The sequence below is a fragment of the Streptomyces sp. NBC_01320 genome, assembly GCF_035974375.1.
In the GTDB taxonomy this organism is placed as follows: Bacteria; Actinomycetota; Actinomycetes; order Streptomycetales; family Streptomycetaceae; genus Streptomyces; species Streptomyces yanii.
The window spans coordinates 3,572,922-3,593,037 of sequence record NZ_CP108390.1 but is presented as its reverse complement, the minus strand read 5'-3'; the positions used below and the strand labels follow the sequence as shown (position 1 = coordinate 3,593,037).

Below are 20,116 nucleotides of genomic sequence, written 5' to 3'. Positions count from 1 at the left end.
CCAGGCTCTCGGCTTCGCTCGAGCAGGGGAGACCCCATCCGAGGACATCCCGCCGCCTTGGAATCGCACGCACCAGACCGCGTCCGCTATCCGATCGAAGGTCACCCGACAGGCTCTGAGCGACCGCGTCGTGACCTCGTCCGAACGGGTGGTTGCGCGGACGTCCGTCCGTACAACCACCCGGGGCACTCAGCCGAACTGCTGCTCCAGATCCTTGAGTTTCTGCTCCAGCGAGTCGAGCCGGGGCAGAGTCTGGGTGTCGTCCTCGGCGGTGAGATCGACGGTCCTCGGGTCACTCGTGCTCCGGTCCGAGGCGACCTTCGAGCTCGTGCCGTTCACGGCTTGCAGGGATGGTCGGGGGCGCAGAGGCAGCTGTCCCGGCTCCGCTATGGCAGGCTCCACGACGGACTGCGAGGAGCCCGTGGCCGGGGCGATGGACTGGACGTCGACCTGGGTGCCGCCCCGGGCCACCCGACTCCAGGCGCGGTTCTGCCGGTTCAGCGCCTTGATGTGGGCCCGGTCCAGCTTCTCCTGGTCCTTCCTGCGGAGACGGTTCTGCTCCTTCTCCCGCCGGTCCTCGCGCACCTCGTCGACCGCCTCGTCCAGCGTGCGTACGCCTTCGAGGAGCATCAACGACCAGGCGCCGAAGGTCTCCCGGGGTGCGCGCAGCCACCGTACGATCCGGATCTGCGGCAACGGGCGGGGTACCAGGCCCTGTTCGCGCAGGGCCGCACGACGGGTCTGCTTCAACGCCCGGTCGAAGAGCACCGCCGCCGAAAGCGACATCCCCGCGAAGAACTGAGGGGCGCCCGCGTGGTCGATGCCGCGCGGCGCGTGCACCCAGTTGAACCAGGCCGCCGCGCCGGCGAAGGCCCACACCAGCAGACGCGAGCCGAGCGCCGCGTCACCGTGACTGGCCTCGCGCACCGCGAGCACGGAACAGAACATCGCGGCCCCGTCGAGGCCGAACGGGACGAGGTACTCCCAGCCGCCGGCGAGACCGAGGTTCTGCCGGCCGAAGCCGACCAGCCCGTGAAAGGAGAGCGCGGCGGCGACCGCCGCGCAGCAGAACAGCAGTACGTACGAGGCGGTGGCGTAGAGCGCCTCCTTGCGCCTGCGGCGTTCCTCACTGCGTTCCCAGCTGTCGTCGGCCGCGGACGAGTCGGCGGCGCGCTTCCCGCGCGCGACCATCGCCACCGCCGCCGTGACCCCCACGAGCAGCACAGCGCTCGGCAGGAGCCAGTTCAGCGATATGTCGGTCAGTCTCATGCGCGGTCCCTTGCGTCGCGTTAGGAGTTTCGGGCGCCATGGTGGCGGAATTCCCAACGGACCCAGGGGGTTTCGGGGCAAGAGAACGCCATTGGGGCGGCGGCGTATACGGATAGGCTCACTCTTGTCGAACTTCCGTACCCGGCAAGCGAGTTGCGTTCGAATTGCGTCACTCGTGCGACGGTGCGAGTCAGGGGGTGGGCGTCAGTTTCCGCACCCGGTCGGTGTCGCACGTACGCGGACAGGTGACGCAGGTGTCCTCGGGCCGCAGCGTGTAGAAGAGGCAGCAACTGGCGCGGTCGCGCGTCGGCAGCGACTCGCCGTTCGGTCCGGTCAGTTCACGGAAGCCCGCCGCGCCGACGTACGGCTTCGTGGCGCCGGGCAGGAGCGCCTCCAGCTCGGCCATTGCCCGCCGATCCTCACCGAGCAGATGGGCGATGTACCAGAGGCCTTCGACGATCTCGTCCGTCGCCATGCCCCACAGCGCCCTCCTGCCGCGGCGCATCCGGGGCCCGAAGCCGTCGAGCACCGGGCCGAGGTGTTCGGCCACCGCCGCAAGCACCTCGGCCCGCAGAGCGGCCTCGTCCGCCACCACCCGGGCACCCGGAAGTGCGGCCGCCGGGTCGTCCGGCAGGCACGCGAACTCCCTCACGCGTACGGTCAGATGACCCAGGGCCCGCTGGAACGCGACGTCCTCGACGGGGATCCGCGGCACCCTGCGGTGCAGGAACCACGGCACGGTCACCAACAGGCAGGCGGGCCAGGCGTAGCGGTGCAGTCCGAAGCTGGCGACCACGTCGGGGCGGGCCTGCTGTCCGTAGTCCCGCAGCACCTGCGCGTTGTCCCAGGCGAGAAACGTGTCCAGGGCCGCGCCGCCGGCCGCGAGCTCGTCCGCACCCACCCAGCCGGCGCCGGAAGGGGTCGCCTCGCCGTCCCCGAGGGCCTCGGCACGCAGCCCGGGGAAGACCTCGGTGAGGCGGGCGTACGCGTCCGCCACGGCGGACAGCGAGGCGCCGGGGAGCAGGGTGGGGAGGGTCATGCAGGGACCACCGAATCGCGATCGTTTGCAGGTAAGCCTTACCTTACCCGAACTGATCGGTGTTTGAACTGCGGCCTCGTCCGCTTATGGTGCACAACGGGCATGGCGCACGCGAGCCGGCCCATGGCAGGCCGAGGAGGTCCGGGTGGAGCAGGGCAGAGCGCGTGAGCAGGCGCGGGCGCCGTACACGTCCGCCGCGTCCTCGTCCGCGACCACGCCGCCTTCGGTACCGCCCGCCCGGATGCCGGAACAGGCGCGCGGCAATCAGCCGTGTGCCGAGCCGGCCGGTGCGGAGCCGGTGCGTGGCGAGCACACCCACAGCGAGCCGCCCGCACCCCGCGTCGTGGTGCAACGACACTCCGTGCGCGGCCAGATCCTGGACGCCCTGCGCGCCGCTCTCGTCGACGGCGAGCTGCTGCCCGGGCAGGTCTACTCCGCCCCGGTGCTCGGCGCCCGCTTCGGCGTGTCGGCGACGCCGGTCCGCGAGGCGATGCAGCAGCTGGCCATCGAGGGCGCCGTCGAGGTCGTGCCGAACCGCGGCTTCCGGGTTGCCGAGCGCGGCCCGCAGGAGCTCGCCGAGCTGGCCGAGGTGCGCGCCCTGATCGAGGTGCCCGTCATGCTGCGGCTGGCCCGCACCGTGGAGCAGGCCCACTGGGCCGCCCTGCGCCCGCTGGCCGAGGCCACCGTCGCGGCCGCCGCGGTCGGGGACCGGGCGAGCTACGCCGACTCCGACCGCGCCTTCCACCGTGCGGTCCTCACGCTCGCCGGCAACGAGCAGCTCGTGAGGGTTGCCGACGATCTGCACCGGCGCTCCCAGTGGCCCCTGGAGAACAACCCGGCCACGCGCCGCGCCGATCTGCTCGCCGACGCCGCGGAGCACACCGCGCTGCTCGACGCGCTGATCGCCCAGGATCTCGCCGTCGTGCAGTCGCTCGTACGCGAACACTTCGCGGGCGCGGACCGCTGACAGCACGGTCGGGGCTGCCGTCACCCCCAGGGACCGCTGTGGCTACCCTGTGCCTCTCATCACATGATCGTTCTTGAGGGGGCTGGATGGTACGGAACCGGGGGCCGTGGGCGGTGTCCTGGCTGGTGGTGACGGTACTGGGACTGGTGCCGGCAACGGCGGGCTGTTCGTACGACTCCGAGTCCGGGACGTCCACCAGGAAGCCTTCCGGGACGCCGACTGCCGCGACGCCGTCGGCGAGCGCGAGCCCCGACCGCACACCTTCTGCGCCCGCCGGGCCTTCGCCGACGCGCACCGCACCTTCGGCTTCCGCTCCGGTCGCGGTCTCCGTGCCGCCGACGAGGAGGCCCGCACCGCCGAAGTCGCCGGTGACACCGCCCCGGCGCGACAGCAGCGGGCAGGACGGAAAGCCCGCCGCCGCGGCGCCGCAGAACCCGAACCGTGGCACGAACCCGCCGCCCGCGCCGCCGCGTCCGACGCCGACCCCCGAGTGGAGCGACGCGGGATGGCAGCCCGGTGATCCGGTCGAGGACCGTACCTGACGGTCCTCCGCGGCGGCCCCGTGCTCACGGCCTCCCCCGCGGCAGGGAGTGGGGGAGGCCGTCAGTTCGCCTCGGCCGTTCCGGGGGTCGGCGGCTCCAGGTGCGGGGCCAGCCAGGTCGGTACGCCGCCCAGGAGGCGGAAGAGACGCCCCGCCTCGGCGCGCAGCCGCGCCGCCGCCTCCGGTTCCGGTTCGGTGTCCGCCAGAGCGATGAGCGCGGGGGCCGTGCCGACCAGATAGCCCAACTCCTCCCTTATCCGCAGCGACTCGGCGAACCCGTGCCGGGCCTCGGCCAGTTCGCCCTCGCGCAGCGACAGCAGCGCCAGGTGACGCCAGGTCGAGGAGAGCAGCAGCTCGTCGCCCTGGGCCGTCGCGCCGGCGTGCGCCCTGCGGTACGCGGCACGTGCGGCCTGCGGCGAGTCGGCGATGTTCTGCGCGATCAGGCCGCGGCGGAAGTCGAGCAGCGGGCGGCCCGGGGCCGCGGGGGAGAGGAGAGCGGCGGACCGGCTCAGCGCGACCCGGGCCTCGTCGGCCCGGTCCCGTACCCCGAGAAGGGTCGACGCGTATGCCAGATGGCCGCGTTCGCAGGCGGCGGCGCCGCGCTCGGCGTCGTCCTGGGCGAGGGCCTCGGCGGTGCGCAGGGCGTCCTCGGCGTCGGTCCAGCCGTCGCCGGTGTACAGACAGCGTTCGGTCAGCAGAGCCGTCCGCTGAAGTGCCGCGGCCGGATCGGTCGTGGCGTCGCGTTCGAGCAGAGCGGCGGCGTCCGCCCAGCAGGCGCGTGACCGCAGCCGCCATACCGCTGTCTGGAGCGGCGGATCGTCATCTGCTGTCGTTCCGGAACCAGACATGGCGGTATGCGCCACATTGCCCTCCCCGAGCGCGCCATTGAGCTGTTGAGGACCTGTCCTCGAACCGGGGCCCGACCCGGGTTCGAAGACAGGAACTGAGTCTGGCGGCATCTCAGCACGGAATGGCACGCCGGGCCAAGGGGTCAGGTGAATGAATTCACAATCGGCCGGTCGTGGGGAGGGCTGTGGTAGACGCGTGGAGTCAGCTCATACGCAGGGCGAGGAAGAAATCGAGCTTGTCCTCGAGGCGCGAAAGGTCACGCCCCGTCAACTGCTCGATTCGCCCGACCCGGTAGCGCAAGGTGTTGACGTGCAGATGCAGCCGGGCCGCGCAGCGGGTCCAGGAACCGTCGCAGTCCAGGAACGCTTCCAGGGTCGGGATCAGTTCGGCCCGGTGGCGCCGGTCGTAGTCGCGCAGTGGGTCGAGCAGCCGTGCGGTGAACGCGCGGCGCACATCGTCCGGGACGAACGGCAGCAGCAGGACGTGCGAGGCCAACTCGTGGTGGCCGGCCGCGCAGACCCGGCCCGGACGGGCCGCCGCCACCCGGCGGGCGTGCCGGGCCTCCTCCAGGGCGCCGCGCAGCCCCTCGTGGGAGTGCACGGCGGCGCTGACACCCAGTGTCAGACGGCCGTCGTCGGCGAGGCCTGCGGAGAGCGGTTCGCGGACGGCGGCGAGCAGTGCGTCGGCGTGCAGCGCCGGGTCGTCCTTGGCGCCGGCCGCGGCGTCCCCGGCGTCCGGGGTCTCGGCGTCCCCGAGCTCCGGCACCGGCGCGGCGACGGCGGGCAGCGGTACGAGAGCGATCGCCTCGTCGCCCGTGTGCGCGACCGCGATCCGGTCGGCGGAGTCGGGGCCGGTGACCGCCGGGTCGACCAGGATCTCCTCCAGCAGCGCCTGGGCGGCCGGGCCGCCCGCGATGGCGGCTGTGCCCGCGCCGCCCGTGGAGCCCGGCGTGCCCTCCACGTCCCAGTCGACCCGGGCGACGACGACCTGCCAGTGCGGGGCAGTGCCGAGACCGGGCAGCAGGACCGGGGCGGCGACCCGCAGCCTGGCCGCGATCTCGGTGGGCGCGGCACCAGTCTGGACCAGCTCCAGGACCTCCTGGGCGAGCCTGCGGCGTACCGTGCGGGCCGCGTCGCGCCGGTCCCGTTCGACCGCGATCAGCTGGGTGACGCCCTGGAGCAGATCCAGCCGGGCAGCCGGCCAGTCGCTCGCGTCGGCCTCCACCGCGAGCAGCCAGTCGGAGAGGACCGACTCGCGGACATCGCGGGACGCGGAGGCGGCGCCCTTGCCGGTGTTCCGGATCGGGAACAGCGAATAAGTGGCTCCGTCGACCGTGGCCCGGTGCGGGCCCCGGCGGCCGGTGCGAGTGGCGGCCAGATGCCGGCCGGCCAGCACCGCGCCGACCGGGCCGGGCAGCGGCGCACCGGCGCCCGCGATCTGCCGGCCGGTGGGGGAGAGCACCCAGGCGTGCAGGTCCAGGTCCGAGCCGAGCAGATCGAGGACCACCTCCGGGCCGCCGCCGGCCGGACCCGAGGTCATCAGCCTGCGGTGCCGGTCCACGACCGCCGCCAGGTCGCCCGCCCGCTCGCCCGACACCTGGCGCACCACATGCTCGGTGATCGTTGCGAACGCGACGGTCTCATGGACGGCGAAGAGGGGCAGCCGGTGCCGCGCGCACGCCTCGATCAGATCGTCGGGGATGGTGCCGAGCTCCGCCTCGCCGGCCGCGAGTCCGGCGACCCCGGCGCCCGCCAGGATCCGCACGAACGGCTCCGAGTCCGCCGCGTCCCGGCGCCACGCCAGGCCCGTCAGGACCAGCTCCCCGCCGGCCAGGTAGCGGCTCGGGTCCCGCAGGTCGGTGGTCATGACGCCGCGGACGGACCGGTCGAGCTCGTCCTCGCCACCGAGCAGCCGCAGGCCCAGCGCATCGGTTTCCAGCAGTGCGCGCAGCCGCATCTCGTTGCCGCCGATCTCTTTCGTTGGTGCGGGTGAAAACTGGGTATTGCGGTGAGGTTACTGATCCCCGCCATTCGTTCGAATCTACAAGACGAGGACGGCGACCAGCCAACTCCTTCATGGTTTCGGTGACTGCACCGTGTGGAGTCCCGGTTGTGTACTGGGCCACACACCGCGTTAACAGCACATGAACAAGCCAATCGAGGGCCGGCCGTCCCCAGCCCCGGCGAACGACCCGAATGAGAAGAAGAGAGCCACTCATGGACTTCCTTCGCCCCGCCAGCTGGGAGGAGGCGCTCGCCGCCAAGGCCGAGCATCCGACGGCTGTGCCCATTGCAGGCGGCACCGATGTGATGGTCGAGATCAACTTCGACCATCGGCGGCCCGAGTACCTCCTGGACCTGAACCGCATCGGTGAGCTGTCCGAGTGGGAGGTGGGCCAGGAGAACGTGCGGCTCGGCGCCTCCGTGCCGTACAGCCACATCATGGAGCACCTGCGGGCCGAGCTGCCCGGTCTGGCGCTCGCCTCGCACACCGTCGCATCCCCGCAGATCCGCAACCGCGGCGGCGTCGGCGGCAACCTGGGTACCGCGTCGCCCGCCGGGGACGCCCACCCGGCCCTGCTCGCCGCGGGCGCCGAGGTCGAGGCCGAGTCCGTACGCGGAACCCGGATGATCCCGATCGACGCCTTCTACACCGGTGTCAAGCGCAACGCCCTCGAACCGGACGAGCTGATCCGGGCCGTGCACATCAAGAAGGCCGACGGGCCGCAGCAGTACTCCAAGGTCGGCACCCGCAACGCGATGGTCATCGCCGTGTGCGCCTTCGGCCTGGCCCTGCACCCGGAGACCCGCACGGTCCGTACCGGCATCGGTTCCGCCGCCCCGACACCCGTCCGGGCGAAGGCGGCCGAGGAATTTCTGAACGCCGCGCTCGAAGAGGGCGGGTTCTGGGACAGCCGCACGATCATCACACCGTCCATCGCCGCGCAGTTCGCCACGCTCGCCGCCGGCGCCTGCAACCCGATCGACGATGTGCGCGGCACCGCGAGCTACCGCAGGCACGCGGTGGGAATCATGGCCCGCCGCACCCTCGGCTGGACCTGGGAGTCGTACCGCGGCAACGGCCGCAGCACCGAAGGAGCTGCCTGATCATGCGCGTCAATTTCACGGTCAACGGCCGTCAGCAGGAGGCCGACGACGTCTGGGAGGGCGAGTCCCTCCTCTACGTGCTGCGTGAGCGGATGGGCCTGCCCGGCTCCAAGAACGCCTGCGAGCAGGGCGAATGCGGCTCCTGCACGGTCCGCCTGGACGGCGTCCCGGTCTGTTCCTGTCTGGTCGCCGCAGGTCAGGTGGAGGGCCGCGAGGTCGTCACCGTGGAGGGCCTCGCCGACTTCGCCGCCCACCGCTCCGAGGCGCACCCCGGCAGCGGCTGCGTCTCCGGCACCTGCGGGACCACGCTCGACCGGGCCCGCCGGTGGGAGGCCAGGCCGACCGAAGAGCAGCCCCGGGACACCGGTGAACTCTCCCCGATCCAGCAGGCGTTCATCGACGCGGGCGCCGTCCAGTGCGGCTTCTGCACCCCCGGCCTGCTGGTCGCCGCCGATGAGCTGCTGGAGCGCAACCCGGAGCCGTCCGACGCGGACATCCGCGAGGCGCTCTCCGGCAACCTCTGCCGCTGCACCGGCTACGAGAAGATCCTCGACGCGGTCCGCCTCGCGGCCGCCCGCGCGGAAGAAACGGTCTGACGATGGGCGTTACCGGCTCCCCCACCAACATTCACCAGGGCACCCGCACCAGGGGCGGCATCGGCGAGTCCACGCTCCGCCCCGACGGCATCCTGAAGGTCACCGGCGAGTTCGCGTACTCCTCGGACATGTGGCACGAGGACATGCTCTGGGGCCACACGCTGCGCTCCACGGTCGCGCACGCCGAGATCGTCTCGATCGACACCTCCGAGGCGCTCGCCACCTCCGGCGTCCATGCCGTGCTCACCTACGACGACCTGCCGACCTCGGTGAAGAACTACGGCCTGGAGATCCAGGACACTCCCGTTCTCGCCCACGGCAAGGTCCGTCACCACGGCGAACCGGTGGCGCTCGTCGCCGCCGACCACCCGGAGACGGCCCGCCGCGCCGCCGCGAAGATCAGGATCGATTACCGCGAGCTGCCCGTCATCACCGACGAGGCCTCCGCCACCGCACCCGACGCGATCCTCGTCCACGAGGGCCGGAGCGACCACCACGCCGGGCACGTCCCGCACCCGAACATCGTCCACCGCCAGCCCATCGTGCGCGGTGACGCGGACGCCGCCGCGGCCCGTGCCGATGTGATCGTCAGGGGCGAGTACGTCTTCGGCATGCAGGACCAGGCCTTCCTCGGCCCCGAGTCCGGCCTGGCGGTCCCCGCCGAGGACGGCGGTGTCGATCTGTACGTCGCCACGCAGTGGCTGCACTCCGACCTCCGCCAGATCGCCCCCGTCCTCGGCCTGCCCGAGGACAAGGTCCGCATGACGCTCTCCGGCGTCGGCGGCGCCTTCGGCGGCCGCGAGGACCTGTCGATGCAGATCCACGCCTGCCTGCTGGCGCTCCGTACCGGCAAGCCGGTCAAGATCGTCTACAACCGGTTCGAGTCCTTCTTCGGACACGTCCACCGCCACCCCGCGAAGCTCTGGTACGAGCACGGTGCGACCCGCGACGGCAAACTCACCCACATGAAGTGCCGCATCGTGCTGGACGGCGGCGCCTACGCCTCCGCCTCCCCGGCCGTCGTCGGCAACGCCTCCTCGCTCTCCGTCGGCCCGTACGTCATCGACGACGTCGACATCGAAGCGATCGCGCTCTACACCAACAACCCACCGTGCGGCGCCATGCGCGGCTTCGGCGCGGTCCAGGCGTGCTTCGCGTACGAGGCGCAGATGGACAAGCTCGCCGCCGAACTGGGTATGGATCCCGTCGAGTTCAGGCAGCTCAACGCCATGGAGCAGGGCACCCTCCTGCCGACCGGGCAGGTCGTCGACTCACCGGCCCCGGTCGCCGAGCTGCTGCGCCGGGTCAAGGCCCGGCCGCTGCCGCCCGAGCGCCAGTGGGAGGTCGCCGGCGAGGAGGCCGACGTGCGGGCCCTGCCCGGAGGTCTGTCCAACACCACCCACGGCGAAGGCGTCGTACGCGGCATCGGCTACGCGGTCGGCCTCAAGAACGTCGGCTTCTCCGAGGGCTTCGACGACTACTCGACCGCCCGGGTCCGCATGGAGATCGTCGGCGGCGAACCGGTCGTCACCGTGCACACCGCGATGGCGGAGGTCGGGCAGGGCGGCGTCACCGTCCACGCCCAGATCGCCCGCACCGAACTCGGCGTCGCCCAGGTCACCATCCACCCGGCCGACACCCAGGTCGGCTCGGCCGGATCCACCTCGGCCTCCCGGCAGACATACGTCACCGGTGGCGCCGTGAAGCACTCCTGCGAGGCCGTCCGCGAGAAGGTCCTGGAGATCGGCCGCCGCAAGTTCGGTACGTACCACCCCGCCTGGGCCACCGCCGAGCTGCTCCTCGAGGACGGCAAGGTCGTCACCGACGGCGGCGAGGTGCTGGCCGATCTGGCCGACGTACTGGAGGACGAGGCGGTCGACATCGAGCTGGAGTGGCGCCACCGGCCCACCGAGGCGTTCGACCTGCGCACCGGCCAGGGCAACGGCCACGTCCAGTACTCCTTCGCCGCGCACCGCGCGGTCGTCGAGGTCGACACCGAACTCGGCCTGGTCAAGGTCATCGAACTGGCCTGCGCCCAGGACGTCGGCAAGGCCCTCAACCCGCTGTCCGTCGAAGGACAGATCCAGGGCGGCACCACCCAGGGACTGGGTGTCGCCGTCATGGAGGAGATCATCGTCGACCCGAAGACCGCGAAGGTGCGCAACCCGTCCTTCACGGACTACCTGATCCCCACCATCCTCGACACGCCGACCATCCCCGTCGATGTGCTCGAACTCGCCGACGACCACGCCCCGTACGGGCTCCGTGGCATCGGCGAGGCCCCGACCCTGTCGTCGACCCCGGCCGTCCTCGCGGCGATCCGGAACGCGACGGGTCTGGAGCTGAACAGGACGCCGGTGCGCCCCGAGCACCTCACCGGTACCTGACCGACAGCTCCCGCGGAACTCTCCGGGCGGTGCGTGCCTCCCAGGTACGTCACACGTCCGCCGCCCGCGCCACCCGGAGACCTCGCGTACCGCACCGCTCGCGGTCCGCGACCCCACCGAGCGGTACCGCATCCGCGGTACCGCATCCGCGGTACCGCTCGGCCGGAAACACCCGCAGTACCCGCACATCCACTTGCATCAACAGTTCGTCTCGGGCCGTCCCCCGGGTCGTGCAGCCAAGCAGTCATCCCAAATCCCGCATCACGAGTCTCCATCGCGGGTGCCCCTGTGAACCTTGGGAGTCAGGCATCATGACCCAGCAGTCAGTGGAGCCCAGGACCACCGCGGAGGAGGCGGGCCCCGGCTCGCGCATCCCCGCCGGCAGATCCTGGCTCGACCGGTACTTTCACATATCCGAGCGTGGATCCACGGTCGCGCGCGAAGTGCGCGGCGGCGTCACGACCTTCATGGCCATGGCGTACATCCTCCTGCTCAACCCGCTCATCCTCGGCGGCAAGGACGTCGAAGGACATCTGCTCAGTCGGCCGGGACTGATCACCGCCACGGCGCTCGCCGCGGCCGCGACCACCCTGCTGATGGGCTTCGTCGGCAAGGTGCCCCTCGCGCTCGCGGCCGGGCTCAGTGTCTCCGGCGTTCTCTCGTCGCAGGTCGCGCCCGAAATGACCTGGCCGCAGGCCATGGGCATGTGCGTGATGTACGGCCTGGTGATCTGCCTCCTGGTGGTCACCGGTCTGCGTGAGCTGATCATGAATGCGATCCCGCTCGCGCTGAAGCACGGCATCACGATGGGCATCGGCCTGTTCATCGCCCTGATCGGCCTCGTCAAGGCCGGATTCGTGCACGAGAACCCGGCTCCCGGCGGCGGTCCCGTCTCCCTCGGCCTGACCGGTGAACTGGCCGGCTGGCCGGTGCTGATCTTCTGCGTGACCCTGCTGCTGATCTTCATGCTGCAGGCGCGCAACATCCCCGGCGCGATCCTCATCGGCATCGTCGTCGGCACCCTGATCGCCATGGTCATCAACACGGTCGGCGACATCGACTCCAAGGCCTGGTACAGCGGTGCGCCGGAGCTCAAGGGCAGCGCGGTCTCCTCGCCGGACTTCTCGCTCTTCGGAAACGTCGATTTCGGCGGCTGGGGCGACGTCGGCGCGATGACTGTCGGCTTCATCGTCTTCACCCTCGTGCTGGCCGGCTTCTTCGACGCGATGGCCACCATCATCGGCGTCGGCACGGAGGCCGGGCTCGCCGACGACAAGGGCCGGATGCCCGGCCTGTCCAAGGCGCTGTTCATCGACGGCGCAGGCGGTGCGATCGGCGGCGTCGCCGGAGGCTCCGGTCAGACCGTGTTCGTCGAGTCGGCGACCGGCGTCGGCGAAGGTGCCCGCACCGGCCTAGCCTCCGTCGTCACCGGACTCTTCTTCGCGGCCTGTCTCTTCTTCACCCCGCTCACCGCGATCGTGCCCGCCGAGGTGGCTTCCGCCGCCCTGGTCGTCATCGGAGCGATGATGATGCAGAACGCCCGTCATGTGGACTGGAGCGATCGCGCCGTCGCGATCCCGGTCTTCCTGACCGTGGTCCTGATGCCCTTCACCTACACCATCACCACCGGTGTCGCAGCCGGTGTCATCTCCTACGTGGCCATCAAGGCGGCCCAGGGCAGGGCCCGGGAGATCGGCGGCTTCATGTGGGGGCTCACGGTGATCTTCGTCATCTACTTCGCCCTGCACCCGATCGAGAACTGGCTGGGCGTCAACTGACCCCCCGCCCCTCCACACCTCGCCAAAGGAGACACGCCATGCTGGACATCGCCGAAGAGCTTCACCGGTGGGTCGGGCAGGGACGCGAGTTCGCCGTCGCCACGGTCGTGGCGGTCGGCGGGAGCGCGCCCCGACAGCCGGGAGCCGCCCTCGCCGTCGACCGCGACGGCAACGCGATCGGTTCGGTCTCCGGCGGGTGTGTGGAGGGTGCGGTGTACGAGTTGTGCCAACAGGCCCTCGATGACGGCATCACCGTACGGGAGCAGTTCGGATACAGCGACGAGGACGCCTTCGCGGTCGGTCTGACCTGCGGTGGCATCATCGACATCCTGGTGACACCGGTCCGTGCGGACGATCCCGCACGCCCGGTGTTCGCCGCCGCGCTCGCCGCCGCGGCGGCAGGGCGGGCGGCGGCGGTGGTACGGATCACAGACGGCCCCGCCGAACTCCTCGGCCGCCCCCAACTCGTCCACCCCGACGGTTCGTACGAGGGTGGGCTCGGCGGACATCCGGAGCTGGACCGCACCGCCGCGGCCGAGGCCCGCGCCATGCTGGACGCGGGCCGCACCGGCCCCGTGACCATCGGCGCGGAGGGCTCACGCTGCGGCCGTCCCCTCGCCCTGCTCGTCGAATCGAGCGTCCCGCCGCCCAGGATGATCGTCTTCGGGGCCATCGACTTCGCCGCCGCCCTGGTCAGGGCCGGCACATTCCTCGGCTACCACGTCACCGTGTGCGACGCCCGCCCCGTCTTCGCCACAGCGGCCCGCTTCCCCGACGCCGACGAGATCGTCGTCGACTGGCCGCACCGCTACCTCGCGGCGACGGCCGTCGACGCGCGCACCGTGCTCTGCGTGCTCACCCATGACGCCAAGTTCGATGTTCCGCTGCTGGAAATGGCGTTGAAGCTCCCGGTCGCGTACATCGGAGCGATGGGTTCGCGCCGCACCCATCTGGAACGCAACGACCGGCTGCGCGCGGTCGGCGTCACCGAACTCGAACTGGCCCGGCTGCACTCGCCGATCGGCCTCGACCTCGGAGCACGCACCCCCGAGGAGACCGCGCTCTCCATCGCCGCCGAGATCGTCGCCGACCGGCGCGGCGGCAGCGGCGTACCGCTCACCGGCGCACACACCCCGATCCACCACGAGGGCGGGCGGCCGGCGGCGGGCCGCATCTCCTCGGTGGCCTGACCCGCCGCCCGAACGTTTGCGGCCCCCGCTCCGTCACAGGAGCGAGAAAAGAAGCTGGAAATGGACCGATGGAGCGGAGCCGAGTCCCCGGACCGTGGACCGACCCGTGCGCAACCACCGGGCACCCGGTGCGTTCGGGCGGTACTCGCCCTCGACGGCATGCCCCGGGAACGGCAACCGCCCGCCGAACACTGCGAAGAACACCGGTCGCTCGCACGGGACGCCGCCCAGGGCCTGGTCACTCTGCCCCCGACGCAGCGGCAAATGCTGACGCCGCGCGCCGGCGCCGACCTCACCCTTCGGGACACGGCACCGTCTCGTGGACCCCGCGGCGGAACCCGGCTCCGTCCGCTGGGGAAAGCGCGCATCTGCTGCTCGTCGTCCACGAGTTCCGCGGCCTTTTCGCGAGTTCGTTCCGAGGGAACGACATCGCGGCGACGCGGGCGGCGATCGAGCCCCACCTCGGGGAATCCGAAGGCCGGGAGTGCGGGCTCACCGGAACGTGGCGCGAAGCCGGCATGTGAGCACGGTCCGCCGGACGCCTGGCCGGGTCAAAGTGCGGAAAACAGTGGTTAGTTGGGGATCTCCACCGGAATTCCTGGAAGGGCGGGATGCCGCCACGGCGGCATCCCGCCAGAAATAGACGCAGACGTGGGTGCGAATGTGCCGGTAGATCAACCCCATGACATTCACAGCCTCCTCCGCTTCCGGCCGGGCGAGACCCGCGCGTGCGGGACGCAGGGCCTTGCTCATAGCGACCTCGGTCGCTCTCGTGAGTGGCGCCCTGCTGCCCGCGGCAGGTTCCGCATCGGCAGCCCAGGCCGCACCCGAGCCCGCCGGCCACTCCCGGACCCCCGTCCACCAGTACGACATCACCCTGGTCACCGGTGATGTCGTCCACTACACCGATGGCGTCGGCAAGCAGGACACCGTCACCGTGGACCGACCCGACGGAGCGGTCGGCGGTGTGCATGTACAGCAGGCCGGCGACGACATCTACGTGCTGCCCGACGAGGCGAACGCGCTCATCGCCGCCGGGAAGCTGGACCGCCGGCTGTTCAGTGTCTCGACCCTCGCCACGATGGGCTACGACGACAAGAAGACCGGCGGCATCCCGCTGATCGCCACCTACCCGGCGAGCAAGGCCCGTTCGCTGCCCGCCACGCCCCGCGGTGCCGAGACGGTCCGCCGGCTCGACAGCATCCACGGTGTGGCGCTGAAGGCCGACAAGGACACCACTCGCTCCTTCTGGAACGACATCGCGCGTACGCCCACCGCCCGGTCGCTGGACAACGGCATTGCCAAGCTGTGGCTCGACGGCCGTGTCGAGGCCTCGCTGAAGGACTCGGTTCCGCAGGTGAACGCCCCACAGGCCTGGGCCGAGGGGTACGACGGCAAGGGCACCAAGGTCGCCGTACTCGACACCGGCATCGACCCGACCCACCCGGACGTCAAGGACCGCATCCTCGAGTCCAAGAGCTTCGTGCCCGGCCAGGAAGTCCTCGACAAGAATGGCCACGGCACCCACGTCGCCTCCACCATCGCGGGCTCCGGCGCCGCGTCGGACGGCGTCAACAAGGGGGTGGCCCCGGGTGCGGACCTGATCATCGGCAAGGTTCTCGGCAACGAGGGCTCCGGTGAGGACTCCGGGATCATCGCCGCCATGGAGTGGGCGAAGGCCGAAGGCGCCGACGTCGTCTCCATGAGCCTCGGCTCCAGCATCCCGGACGACGGCACCGATCCGATGTCGCAAGCGGTCGACACCCTCTCGGCGGACGGCGGTCCGCTGTTCGTGATCGCCGCCGGCAACGCGTACGGTGCGGGCACCATCGGTTCGCCCGGCTCTGCCGACAAGGCGCTCACCGTCGCCGCCGTCGACAAGCAGGACGCTCGCGCGGCTTTCTCCTCCATGGGTCCGCTGACCCGGTCGTACGGGCTGAAGCCCGATCTGTCCGCCCCCGGAGTGAACATCAACGCCGCCGCCTCGCAGGCGGTCCCCGGCATCAGCGGCATGTACCAGCAGATGTCCGGTACCTCGATGGCGACCCCGCACGTCGCGGGGGCCGCGGCGATCCTGAAGCAGCGTCACCCCGACTGGTCCGGTCAGCGCATCAAGGACGCGCTGATGACCTCGTCGAAGCGGCTGCCCGACTACACCCCGTACGAGCAGGGCACCGGCCGGCTCGACGTGAAGGCGGCGATCGACACGACGATCGAGGCCACCGGTTCCGTCCCGGTCGCCTCGTACGACTGGCCGCACAGCGCCTCCGACCCGGTCGCCGAGCGGAAGATCACGTACCGCAACACCGGTACCGAGGACGTCACGCTGAAGCTGGCCACCGACACGGACTCGGCCGCGTACACGCTCTCCACGTCCGAACTGACCGTCCCGGCCGGTTCCACCGCCGACGCCGTCCTCTCGCTGGACCCGGCGAAGGTTCCGAGCAACACCACGTTCTCCGGTCAGGTCATCGCCAAGGACGCGGCGGGTACGACCGTCGCCCACACCGGCTTCGCCCTGAACAAGGAGCAGGAGCTCTACGACCTCACGCTCAAGCTCCGTGACCGCGCGGGCGAGCCGATGGACGGCTACGTCGTCCTCGGCCTGCTGGGTGACGAGAACCTGAACGTCGTCGCGGTGTCCGGTGACACCACGCTGCGGCTGCCCCCGGGCAACTACACCGCCTGGTCGGCCGCCGACATCGCCGGTGACCGCGCCGACTCGAAGGCCATCGCCTTCCTCGCGGCCCCCGAGACGATCCTCGACAAGCCGACCACGATCACTCTCGACGCCTCCAAGGCCCACAAGGTCAGCGTGAAGACGCCGAAGGAGACCGAGACCCGGCAGCTGCGGTACGACATGGCACGCACCGCACCGAACGGCATCGTCCAGCGCGACGCGTACCAGATCCCGCTGACGTACGACCAGCTGTGGGCAAGCCCCACCAAGAAGGTCACCCAGGGCAGCTTCAGTTTCCTGACCCGCTGGCGTCAGGGCGAGAAGCAGGTCGACCTGTCGGTCGACGGCCGTGATGTGCCGGTCGTCGTGCAGGGCGGTTCGCCCGTGGCCGAGGACAGCAGCCAGGACCTGACCGGTGTCTTCGCGGGCAACGGTGCCGAGGCCGACTACCGGGGCCTGGACGTCAAGGGCAAGGCCGTCGTGGTCCGCCGCAGCGAAGCGGTCTCCGCGGCCGAGCGGCTCACCCACGCGCTTGCCGCGGGCGCCAAGGCGCTCTTCGTCGTCAACGAGGGTCGCGGTGTGGCGATGGAGTGGTACACCGAGTACGGCACCACGACCACCATCCCGGTCGCCTCGGTCCAGCAGCTGGCCGGCGAGTCCCTGATCAAGGCGGCCACGCGGGGCGAGAAGCTCACCATGACCCAGCGCAGGTTCGCCCGGTACCTGTACGACCTGGTCGACCGCCACAACGGCACCGTCCCGGACCGCTCGCTCGCGTTCGCCCCGACGACCTCCCAGCTGGCGAAGGTGGAGAACACCTTCTACGGCCACAAGGCCGTGCTCGGCGGGGGCTACCGCTACGACATTCCGGACTACGGTTTCGGCATCGGCTTCACGGAGTACGAGAAGTTCCCCGGCACCCGCGACGAGTGGGTCACCCCGCTTCCGGGCGCCTCCTTCTGGTACGAGGACCACTCGGTCTTCAACGCCACGGAGACCGGCTTCGCGCACGAGATGCGCAGCGGCGACATGGACTACACGGCGGGTCGCACCTACCCCGCCCAGTGGTTCGCGCCGATCAGCCGCCCGCGTCTGGGCACCGGCTACTGGGGTCCGTTCCGTTCCGTCTACAACGACATACAGTTCAACTTCACCCCGTGGACGGACTCGGGTGCGGGCCACTCGGGCGCCATGCCCGAGGACGAGTACGACACCACCACCACCGGCTTCTACCAGGGCGACACATTGATCAAGAAGGTCGCAGGCCGGGCCGGATTCGCCTGGGACGTGTCGCCGGAGAAGCTGCCGTACCGCTTCGTCCTCGACTCCACCCGCGACGGCGACGTGTGGAAGACATCCACCCGCACGCACACCGAGTGGAACTTCGTCTCGGGCCAGATGGACCAGAACGGTCCCTGGCAGGCCGACCTCCCGCTGCTTCAGCTGGACTACAAGGTCGACACCGACCTCGCCGGTGACGTCGAGGCCGGCAAGTTGACCGAGGTCGGTCTCTCCTCCGGCACGCAGGAGTGGCTCGACGGCGCGGTGAAGGCCAAGAAGGCGTCGCTGTCGGTCAGTTACGACGACGGCAGGACGTGGAGTGCGACGGAGCTGCGCAGGACCTCCGAGGGCAACTGGACCGCGACGTTCAAGACGCCCAAGAAGGCCGGGGGCTTCGTCTCCCTCAAGGCGCACGCCGAGGACGGGAACGGGCTCGGCATCGACCAGGAGATCATCCGGGCGTTCGGTCTGAAGTGACCTGCTGCCCGGCCCGACCTGCTGACAGCACCTCCTGAGACTGCTCGGCAGGGCTTCCACGAGGTGGCTCCGCACTCCCCGACAGGGGTGTGGAGCCATCTCTTCCCATGCCTTCGGGCACCTCACCGGCAGGGGGCCGGTGTGCCCGTCGTACTGGCGGCAGCCGGCAGTCAGGTGCCGTCGGGACCATGGGGTTGGATGGGCCAGGTGACGTTCCGAGAAGCCGCGCAGCCCGTGTCCGAAACATCCGTCCTCCGGGACCTGTCGACCCGGCTGGCCTCTTACACCACCGTATCGACGCGCCTCTCCCTCCTCAGCGACGAACGGCTCGACCGGCTGGTCGCCGGGGCGGTCCCGACCGGCACGGGAATCGGGGGCACCACGGCCGTGCTGGACGTCGACGGGGTGAAGACGTTCGTCAAGCGGGTCCCGTTGACCGCGTTGGAGTTGCGGCCGGAGAACGTCCGGTCCACGGCGAACCTCTTCGGGCTGCCGACCTTCTATCAGTACGGCCTGGGATCGTCCGGGTTCGGGGCGTGGCGCGAACTCGCCGTGCACACCATGACCACCAACTGGGTGCTCGGCGGCGATAGTCCCGCCTTCCCGCTGATGTACCACTGGCGGGTGTTGTCCAAATCTCCAGCCGGATCTCATGCGTTCGACGACTTCGGTGGACTGGAGGACGCGGTCGACCACTGGGACGGCTCACCGGCCGTACGCAACCGACTGGAGGCCATCCGCGACTCCACGGCCGGAATAGTCCTGTTTCTGGAGTACGTCCCGCAGACCCTCGGCACCTGGCTGGTCGACCAGGACGACCCCGCCGAGTCCCTCCGCGTGGACGCGGAACTCGCGGACACCGCGGATTTCATGCGGGCCCGCGGTCTTGTCCACTTCGACGCCCACTTCGGCAACATCCTGACGGACGGTCGGCAGCTGTACTTCGCCGACTTCGGTCTGGCCCTCAGTGACCGCTTCGAACTCGCGCCGCAGGAAGTGGGCTTCCTCGATCGGCACCGGAGCTACGACCGGGCGCAGGTGGCCGCCCAGATGGTCTGGTACCACCTCGCGGAACGACTCCGCGGGACTCAGGACGACACCGATTTCGTCCGCGACTGGGCCGAGGGCATCCGGCCCAGGGACACCACCGGCCCCCTGTCAGACCTCCTCACCCGGCACGCGCCGACGGCCCTCCTACTGCGTGGGTTCCGTCAGCGCATGATGGGCGGGAGCAAGACGGTGCCCTATCCGGCGGACGAACTCGAAGCGTGTCTCCGGGCGGGGGACCTCACCGGCGGCCGCCGCCGACCGTGAGGATGGCCCTCGGCCCCCTCGACGCGCTCGTGTGCTCCATGCGGCCGGCCCGCGACCACGCGTACGTGCTGCTGCTGCGCATGGTCCAGCGCCTCCACCGGGCCGGGCAGGTGTGGCCCGCCGGCGAGTCCCTGCCCGCCATGCCCATGTGGGGCCCATACGCCCCCATCGACCGCACCGCCACCCCCGCTGACGTCGTCCAGGACTACAACGCGGGCGTGCTCTCTGGAGACCACCGTGCGCGTGCTCCAGGACGCCGGATACCCGATCGAGGACATTGCCGAGGGGATCGACGCATCCAGCGCCGCTCCTTCGACCGAGCCGCACACCTCTCGCACACCCCGGTGCCGGCTCAGAGCCTGTCGGGTGACCTCTGATCGGGCGGCCACGCCCTGGCACGCACGCTTCCCGCGTTGCCGAAATGTCCTAGTAGCTCCTTCCCCGAGCTCTCAGCTTCGCTCGAGCAGGGGAGACACCGTCCGAGGACATCCCGCCGCCTTGGAATCGCACGCACCAGACCGCGTCCGCTATCCGATCGAAGGTCACCCGACAGGCTCTCAGATGGTGACGGTGCGATGAGCCAGTCGGCCTCTGACGCGCGTAGTGGCAGGTTCTGGTCAAAGACTTTCCAAGCGCCGGAC

At 70.7% G+C, this 20,116-nt stretch carries 14 protein-coding genes; 10 read left to right on the top strand and 4 right to left on the bottom strand.

Features of this window, described 5'->3' with window-relative positions; all coding sequences use genetic code 11:
* Window positions 1-189 precede the first annotated feature (189 nt).
* Both OG395_RS16445 and OG395_RS16440 read right to left on the bottom strand, forming a co-directional pair.
* Window positions 190-1,269, bottom strand: coding sequence for a DUF2637 domain-containing protein (locus OG395_RS16445; RefSeq protein WP_327243624.1), 1,080 nt, complete (start codon window positions 1,267-1,269; stop codon window positions 190-192).
* A gap of 190 nt (window positions 1,270-1,459) precedes the next feature.
* On the bottom strand, window positions 1,460-2,308 hold the full coding sequence (locus OG395_RS16440) for a (2Fe-2S)-binding protein (RefSeq protein WP_327243623.1): 849 nt from the start codon (window positions 2,306-2,308) through the stop codon (window positions 1,460-1,462).
* Between the two features lie 145 nt (window positions 2,309-2,453).
* Here OG395_RS16440 and OG395_RS16435 point away from each other — a divergent pair, with 145 nt between their 5' ends.
* Window positions 2,454-3,275, top strand: a complete 822-nt coding sequence (locus tag OG395_RS16435) for a GntR family transcriptional regulator (RefSeq protein WP_327243622.1) — start codon at window positions 2,454-2,456, stop codon at window positions 3,273-3,275.
* 106 nt (window positions 3,276-3,381) lie between these two features.
* On the top strand, window positions 3,382-3,795 hold the full coding sequence (locus OG395_RS16430) for a hypothetical protein (RefSeq protein ID WP_327243621.1): 414 nt from the start codon (window positions 3,382-3,384) through the stop codon (window positions 3,793-3,795).
* A gap of 83 nt (window positions 3,796-3,878) precedes the next feature.
* Here OG395_RS16430 and OG395_RS16425 read toward each other — a convergent pair whose 3' ends face one another.
* Both OG395_RS16425 and OG395_RS16420 read right to left on the bottom strand, forming a co-directional pair.
* Window positions 3,879-4,664 carry a hypothetical protein gene (locus OG395_RS16425; RefSeq protein WP_327243620.1) on the bottom strand — a complete coding sequence of 262 codons (786 nt, stop codon included), beginning with the start codon at window positions 4,662-4,664 and terminating at the stop codon, window positions 3,879-3,881.
* A gap of 202 nt (window positions 4,665-4,866) precedes the next feature.
* Window positions 4,867-6,621, bottom strand: a complete 1,755-nt coding sequence (locus OG395_RS16420; protein WP_327243619.1) for a PucR family transcriptional regulator ligand-binding domain-containing protein — start codon at window positions 6,619-6,621, stop codon at window positions 4,867-4,869.
* Window positions 6,622-6,881: 260 nt separating this feature from the next.
* Between OG395_RS16420 and OG395_RS16415 the strand changes: the two genes are divergently transcribed.
* The 8 genes from OG395_RS16415 to OG395_RS16380 all read left to right on the top strand — a co-directional run bounded on the left by OG395_RS16415 (window position 6,882) and on the right by OG395_RS16380 (window position 19,852).
* Window positions 6,882-7,772 carry an FAD binding domain-containing protein gene (locus OG395_RS16415; protein ID WP_266979980.1) on the top strand — a complete coding sequence of 297 codons (891 nt, stop codon included), beginning with the start codon at window positions 6,882-6,884 and terminating at the stop codon, window positions 7,770-7,772.
* A gap of 2 nt (window positions 7,773-7,774) precedes the next feature.
* Window positions 7,775-8,368, top strand: a complete 594-nt coding sequence (locus tag OG395_RS16410; protein WP_327243618.1) for a (2Fe-2S)-binding protein — start codon at window positions 7,775-7,777, stop codon at window positions 8,366-8,368.
* Between the two features lie 2 nt (window positions 8,369-8,370).
* Window positions 8,371-10,755 (top strand): xanthine dehydrogenase subunit D, encoded by a 2,385-nt coding sequence (pucD, locus tag OG395_RS16405; RefSeq protein WP_327243617.1) that lies wholly within the window; start codon window positions 8,371-8,373, stop codon window positions 10,753-10,755.
* Window positions 10,756-11,066: 311 nt separating this feature from the next.
* A complete protein-coding gene (locus OG395_RS16400; protein ID WP_327243616.1) occupies window positions 11,067-12,533 on the top strand; it encodes an NCS2 family permease in 1,467 nt (488 codons plus the stop codon).
* 38 nt (window positions 12,534-12,571) lie between these two features.
* The gene (locus OG395_RS16395; protein WP_327243615.1) at window positions 12,572-13,723 is read left to right on the top strand and encodes an XdhC/CoxI family protein; all 1,152 of its coding nucleotides are present in this window, start codon (window positions 12,572-12,574) and stop codon (window positions 13,721-13,723) included.
* Between the two features lie 682 nt (window positions 13,724-14,405).
* Window positions 14,406-18,161 carry a S8 family peptidase gene (locus OG395_RS16390; RefSeq protein WP_327243614.1) on the top strand — a complete coding sequence of 1,252 codons (3,756 nt, stop codon included), beginning with the start codon at window positions 14,406-14,408 and terminating at the stop codon, window positions 18,159-18,161.
* A gap of 234 nt (window positions 18,162-18,395) precedes the next feature.
* Window positions 18,396-19,475: a protein kinase family protein gene (locus OG395_RS16385; RefSeq protein WP_327243613.1), complete on the top strand. Its 1,080-nt coding sequence runs from the start codon at window positions 18,396-18,398 to the stop codon at window positions 19,473-19,475.
* A gap of 2 nt (window positions 19,476-19,477) precedes the next feature.
* A complete protein-coding gene (locus tag OG395_RS16380; RefSeq protein WP_327243612.1) occupies window positions 19,478-19,852 on the top strand; it encodes a hypothetical protein in 375 nt (124 codons plus the stop codon).
* Window positions 19,853-20,116 lie beyond the last annotated feature (264 nt).

Excerpts from the sequence above, each read along its gene's own strand:
- OG395_RS16410 (WP_327243618.1), top strand. The coding sequence starts at position 7,775 with ATGCGCGTCAATTTCACGGTCAACGGCCGTCAGCAGGAGGCCGACGAC.
- OG395_RS16440 (WP_327243623.1), bottom strand. The coding sequence starts at position 2,308 with ATGACCCTCCCCACCCTGCTCCCCGGCGCCTCGCTGTCCGCCGTGGCG.
- OG395_RS16380 (WP_327243612.1), top strand. The coding sequence starts at position 19,478 with ATGGCCCTCGGCCCCCTCGACGCGCTCGTGTGCTCCATGCGGCCGGCC.
- OG395_RS16415 (WP_266979980.1), top strand. The coding sequence starts at position 6,882 with ATGGACTTCCTTCGCCCCGCCAGCTGGGAGGAGGCGCTCGCCGCCAAG.
- OG395_RS16420 (WP_327243619.1), bottom strand. The coding sequence starts at position 6,621 with ATGCGGCTGCGCGCACTGCTGGAAACCGATGCGCTGGGCCTGCGGCTG.
- OG395_RS16400 (WP_327243616.1), top strand. The coding sequence starts at position 11,067 with ATGACCCAGCAGTCAGTGGAGCCCAGGACCACCGCGGAGGAGGCGGGC.
- pucD (WP_327243617.1), top strand. The coding sequence starts at position 8,371 with ATGGGCGTTACCGGCTCCCCCACCAACATTCACCAGGGCACCCGCACC.
- OG395_RS16425 (WP_327243620.1), bottom strand. The coding sequence starts at position 4,664 with ATGTCTGGTTCCGGAACGACAGCAGATGACGATCCGCCGCTCCAGACA.
- OG395_RS16395 (WP_327243615.1), top strand. The coding sequence starts at position 12,572 with ATGCTGGACATCGCCGAAGAGCTTCACCGGTGGGTCGGGCAGGGACGC.
- OG395_RS16390 (WP_327243614.1), top strand. The coding sequence starts at position 14,406 with ATGACATTCACAGCCTCCTCCGCTTCCGGCCGGGCGAGACCCGCGCGT.
- OG395_RS16445 (WP_327243624.1), bottom strand. The coding sequence starts at position 1,269 with ATGAGACTGACCGACATATCGCTGAACTGGCTCCTGCCGAGCGCTGTG.